Below are 4,830 nucleotides of genomic sequence, written 5' to 3'. Positions count from 1 at the left end.
AATAAAAAATGAACGACAGTATTATCGTTCATTTTTTATTTTAATTATAAAGTTTATCGGCTAGCTTATCACCAGCCTTATCAATTTCCTTTGCTGTAAGAACAGTTGCTACTGAAACTATCCCCACTAAAACTAGCGAAGTAACAGCTGTCACTTTTAATATCTTATTAATCATGAGTAACCGACTTTCTTAAAATTATTGTTATTGTACCCGCGTATCATCATCTGTAGACGTAACCGATTTCATTTTTTCAAATCCGTCTGTTGTCTTATCTTGAACTGATTTTCCTACCTCAGTTACACGATCCTGTATGGTTACTTGTGATTCTTCGAATTCTGATTTTGTCTGAATATCGATCACTTCAACATTCAGCTCCACTAGAGTAAGACTTGTTGCTTCTTCTATCTGTTTTGCTACAACCTTACTGATTTCTTTATAGACATCATGTGCGTTATGGCCAAACTCCATCACAATATTCAAATCAACAGCTACTTGCTCTTTACCAACCTCTACATTAATTCCATCAGTTGGATTATCACTATTAACGATTTTATTCTTAATATTAGCTACAAAGCCGCCATCTACGCCTAGCAATCCTGATACATTTTCAATTGCATAACCAACAATCTTTTGGATTACTTTATCATCAAACGTCAATTGTCCTTTAGGAGCTACAGTCTCCTGTGTTACTGTCTTATTTTCCGTAGTCATAAATTTATCCCCCGCATTATTTATTAAAAATGTCATGTAACAGTTTACTTAATTGGATACGATTATTATCAAACAAAAGGCCTAATAAACCGAACATTCCTGTTATAACAACTACTAGTATCGTTTTTATAAAGCCAAATTGAATTAATAAAATAGTAATTACAAAACCAATTAAGCTACTTAAAAAAACTACTGTCTGTTTACGATCCATACTCGATAAACTCCTAAAATTAAATAACTCGCGATGCTTTATTATTACGCTTATTAGATTGATTTACCTTTATATTTACTCGAATAGGTGATTTATCAACCCCAGATAGTAAGTTTCTCAAGCTATCAGTTAAGTTTTTTTCTACTCGTGGCAAATCAGATATAATCGATTTTTTATATTCAGAATCGGCGGTAACGTTGAAACGCTTAATATGTTTAGTGTTTTTGATATTGACTTGAATATTACTTAATCCTTCGCCGGATAACTGTGTCTTAATAAAACTGCTGATTCCCTCATTTCCCAAAGATAGTGTGCCTTTCCCTGAGTTAATTAACAAAATAGATTTTTTTTGCCGAGGCAACGCTATTACAACAATTAAAATTACACTAGTTAATCCTAGAATAAATAGCTCATTATATCTAAGTAACATTTGCTCGCTTAGCGAACTGTGTAAATTAATATGATCTAAAAACGAAATTATTTTGGTAATTATATCGGGCCAGATTATCGTAGAAATACTAATTAAGTAAATTAGAAGAATAATAACAAGTAACACCTTGTACAATCTCTTCATAGCATGCCCCCTCAGTACGATATAATGCTACTTTTTTGCCTTAATACCAAAGATTGCAGACACGATCAAAACTAAAATAACTGCTCCAATAATTGATGGGAAAATTGCCATTCCAGCTAAGCTAGGGCCCCAATGTCCCAAAATACCTTGTCCAATTGAAGAACCAATCAGACCGGCTAAAATATTACTGATCCATCCCATAGACTCTCCACGGTTTGTTAAAGCACCTGCAACTGCCCCAATTACTGCCCCAACGATTAATGACCAAATCATACGTCATTCCTCCTATAATTAAATATTTAAAAAACTAATACTGTTCTTAATATAGAAAATACTACTTTAATTAAAATAATAAAAATAATAAGTCTTATTAATACATATCATAGCTATACCAAAAGGAGTCGACATAACATCGATTATCCCAAGTCCCAGCATTACCAAGGCCTAACGGCTGATTGCTCACCTCGTTAACTTCACAAACTTAAAAAGGACCGATTGGGGCGTTTCACAAACACCCCGATCGGTCCTTTTTCACAATTTAGACCAATTCAAAAAGAACCAGCTTAATTAGCCACTGAGACGAACATATAGTATACTTTTAAACATCAAATTTTAAGTACATGTACAAAAAAATCCAGTCTCTGTCCGTTTTTTTGGATGGTGACTGGATTTTTTTCTATCAAAAAACGAGCAGTTACTTCCGTAATCAACGCATAATTTGTTAATATTCTGACTAAAAAAACCTAATTAAATTAACTATCGGTTGCTATGTAAATCCTCACCCTGACAGCTAATAATTGTTATTACATCAACAATCGTTGCTATACTACTAATAGCTAAGTTGTCCGCTTCCTAATCGGCAGATTTAATCAAGATTAGGTATCCAGTAGTCCGCTCCCTGGTTAGCGGATTTATAAATAATCAGGTTAAAGTCGATGACTGCTGCAATTCGGCAGTCATCATCATCATAAAACGCTAGGGTGTGACCTTCTTTTTGGTCACACCCTAGCGTTTTATTTTACCAACCAACGGGCGGTTAGTTGCGTTGTTGCGATAGCAACTTCTGATACAGTTTTTAAGCACATCACTATGACAATTAATTTGTGGAGTGTAAGTGCGCATTCTGATGCAGTCAGATAAGAACTTACGACACAAATTAATGTTGTGTGTAAGTGCGCATTCTGGCGAAAATCAGGCAATCACTCACGTCCATTTTTAAATGACGTGTAAGTGCGCATTGTCAGTAAAACGCTGACTGGTGGCAATGAAATAATGGCTAGATCTTACCGGGTAAAATCCCTCGATTATCCAAATATCCGACGCCAAAAACCTTTTTTATTCTTGGCGCCGTTGGCGCTGGCTTCTGACACAACTTCATCTTGCTGTAATTCAGTTTCCAAAGCCAATACTTTTTGTTGCTCCGCTTCCAATTGCAGCTGCGTCTTGAGCTGCAATTGTTGTGCTTGATCAGCTAATTTCTGTGCTTGCTTAAGTTGCTGATTCAATTCTGCAATCTGTTCATCTTTAACCGTCAATTGAGATGATAATCTTTGAATTTCTGATTGGAAAAAGTGTTCATCTTTGTGTTCATTCTGAACAGAAAAGTGTTCATTTTTCTGTTCAGTGTCCATTTTAAATTGAACAGTTTTTAACTGTTCAATTTGTTGACTAGTATAATTGCCATTCAAATCAATACCATTTAACTTTGCCCGTTTATAGAGAGTTGTGCGCGATATCCCCAACTCATCAGCAAGTGCTTTTACAGATTTATATAAGTGTTCAGTCATGTGTTCACCTGTCCATTTATTACTGTTCAAAGTGTAAAGCCTAACTGAACAGTTTGTTATTCGTAATCTTCGGCAGTATCTACCCACCAATCTGCTAATTTTTGCTCCTGGGTTAGATCAATACTATGTTCATTTTGATAATCAAATTCTTCATCACCCAATAGCCGCTTTTCTTCATCATATGATAATTCAGGGTCGAAGGGGAATTCATCAGAGACGTACACACGTTTCAATGCGGCAGCAAGATATTCTTCAACACTCATACCTTGCTTACCAAGAACCTTTTCAGCAAGTCCAACCCAGTCAGCATCAAGTTGAACAACGTGTAATTTCTTTTTATATTCGCTCATAATTCCTCCATTTATCAGGCTGTTCAGTACAGATATGGCCTTGATCATAACAAAGTAATACCTTAATCATAACAAGTTAACACCTAGTTAATACCCTAATTTTAACGACTGGCTATCGCAATAAATAACTGCAAGGATCAATGTAACGCTATACAACGCCCGCTGGACAAATTTGTATAAGTGAAAGCCATCTGCATTCGTGCCCCGCGTATTCTTTACACCGGCTACCTATAAGCCTTCGGCAGACACAGGGGCAAGCCCCTGGACCCCTTGCATGCTCACGCCTTAAATACCCAATTATTAAACACCACGTTGAACAATATCTCAATCAGTCGTTGCGGATAGCCTGCAAGGCTCTCTCTCTCGACACTCCACCAACTATCCCCTTAATGGGGCTAATTGGTGTGTTTCGTTGAGTGCATCTCGCAACGACTGATATTCCTATCACAGTAGATTATGTTCAAGCTACCCCTTACAACCTTTGGTTATGTTTTGACGTTGTTTTATATCTACTTGTGTCTATTTATATGGCTGACACCTAAAAACGCCTCTGAGAGCTTCTCAGGGCGTTTTTTGACATATGGTAACTGTTTAACCCATGACATAACGCTAGGACTACTGACTTCGAACGATTACTCGTTCAGCTTTTCCGCATGCTATATTTCTTCATCACGGCGCAACCCGCGATCGGACAACTAACCGCTACCCATTGTGTTGGACGATTAACTATCTCTTCTCCACGTCTCTGTTTTTGCTGTCTGTGGAGCATACAGCAAGGCCCTTCACGTGCCGTCCTACTTTCCATGTAGGCTTCTTTGTCCTGAGTGCGTTCTACTCTTTCGCCGTAACGTGGCAGGGATCGAGTGCAAAAATAAAGAGAGACAATGCGACTATTCTTAGTCACATTGTCTCTCGTCAGAAAGTGTTCTTTTCTTGACGCATTCTCTGTAAGTACCTTATAATGTACTTACATGTTGAATGACAACGTGCTTTGAATGGTGATGCATTCTTTGCACTGGCACCTATCGAGGGTCGAAACTCGATAGGTGCCTTTTCTTTTATATTTGATTAGTTATTGATTTAACTTTAACTAGCAAAAGGAATACTTGCAAGTGTTTATTTTTTCATTCTGCACTTTTACCAGCGTACTTTGAAAATATTATGTAATAAAACTTTATAATTAAAATAAAAAANAA

At 36.7% G+C, this 4,830-nt stretch carries 7 protein-coding genes; all 7 read right to left on the bottom strand.

Annotated features, from left to right (window positions below):
- Positions 1–40 precede the first annotated feature (40 nt).
- Positions 41–175 (bottom strand): hypothetical protein, encoded by a 135-nt coding sequence (locus tag ESE_RS12525; protein ID WP_010370263.1) that lies wholly within the window; start codon positions 173–175, stop codon positions 41–43.
- 27 nt (positions 176–202) lie between these two features.
- Positions 203–712, bottom strand: a complete 510-nt coding sequence (locus ESE_RS0101750; RefSeq protein WP_010370260.1) for an Asp23/Gls24 family envelope stress response protein — start codon at positions 710–712, stop codon at positions 203–205.
- A gap of 16 nt (positions 713–728) precedes the next feature.
- On the bottom strand, positions 729–923 hold the full coding sequence (locus ESE_RS0101745) for a hypothetical protein (RefSeq protein ID WP_010370259.1): 195 nt from the start codon (positions 921–923) through the stop codon (positions 729–731).
- A 19-nt stretch (positions 924–942) separates the two neighbouring features.
- A complete protein-coding gene (gene amaP, locus ESE_RS0101740) occupies positions 943–1,497 on the bottom strand; it encodes an alkaline shock response membrane anchor protein AmaP (RefSeq protein WP_010370256.1) in 555 nt (184 codons plus the stop codon).
- Positions 1,498–1,524: 27 nt separating this feature from the next.
- On the bottom strand, positions 1,525–1,770 hold the full coding sequence (locus ESE_RS0101735) for a GlsB/YeaQ/YmgE family stress response membrane protein (protein ID WP_010370253.1): 246 nt from the start codon (positions 1,768–1,770) through the stop codon (positions 1,525–1,527).
- A gap of 1,031 nt (positions 1,771–2,801) precedes the next feature.
- Positions 2,802–3,284, bottom strand: a complete 483-nt coding sequence (locus ESE_RS11285) for a helix-turn-helix domain-containing protein (protein ID WP_010370250.1) — start codon at positions 3,282–3,284, stop codon at positions 2,802–2,804.
- 56 nt (positions 3,285–3,340) lie between these two features.
- Complete coding sequence (locus tag ESE_RS0101725; protein WP_010370248.1) at positions 3,341–3,634, bottom strand: hypothetical protein; 294 nt, start codon at positions 3,632–3,634, stop codon at positions 3,341–3,343.
- Between the last annotated feature and the right edge of the window lie 1,196 nt (positions 3,635–4,830).

The sequence above is a fragment of the Weissella cibaria KACC 11862 genome (assembly GCF_000193635.1).
In the GTDB taxonomy this organism is placed as follows: domain Bacteria; phylum Bacillota; class Bacilli; order Lactobacillales; family Lactobacillaceae; genus Weissella; species Weissella cibaria.
This window is presented reverse-complemented; position numbering and strand designations above follow the sequence as displayed.

What these genes read in the sequence shown, in the direction of transcription:
- ESE_RS0101725 (WP_010370248.1), bottom strand. Translation starts at nt 3,634, where the DNA reads ATGAGCGAATATAAAAAGAAATTACACGTTGTTCAACTTGATGCTGAC.
- ESE_RS0101735 (WP_010370253.1), bottom strand. Translation starts at nt 1,770, where the DNA reads ATGATTTGGTCATTAATCGTTGGGGCAGTAATTGGGGCAGTTGCAGGT.
- ESE_RS12525 (WP_010370263.1), bottom strand. Translation starts at nt 175, where the DNA reads ATGATTAATAAGATATTAAAAGTGACAGCTGTTACTTCGCTAGTTTTA.
- amaP (WP_010370256.1), bottom strand. Translation starts at nt 1,497, where the DNA reads ATGAAGAGATTGTACAAGGTGTTACTTGTTATTATTCTTCTAATTTAC.
- ESE_RS0101745 (WP_010370259.1), bottom strand. Translation starts at nt 923, where the DNA reads ATGGATCGTAAACAGACAGTAGTTTTTTTAAGTAGCTTAATTGGTTTT.
- ESE_RS11285 (WP_010370250.1), bottom strand. Translation starts at nt 3,284, where the DNA reads ATGACTGAACACTTATATAAATCTGTAAAAGCACTTGCTGATGAGTTG.
- ESE_RS0101750 (WP_010370260.1), bottom strand. Translation starts at nt 712, where the DNA reads ATGACTACGGAAAATAAGACAGTAACACAGGAGACTGTAGCTCCTAAA.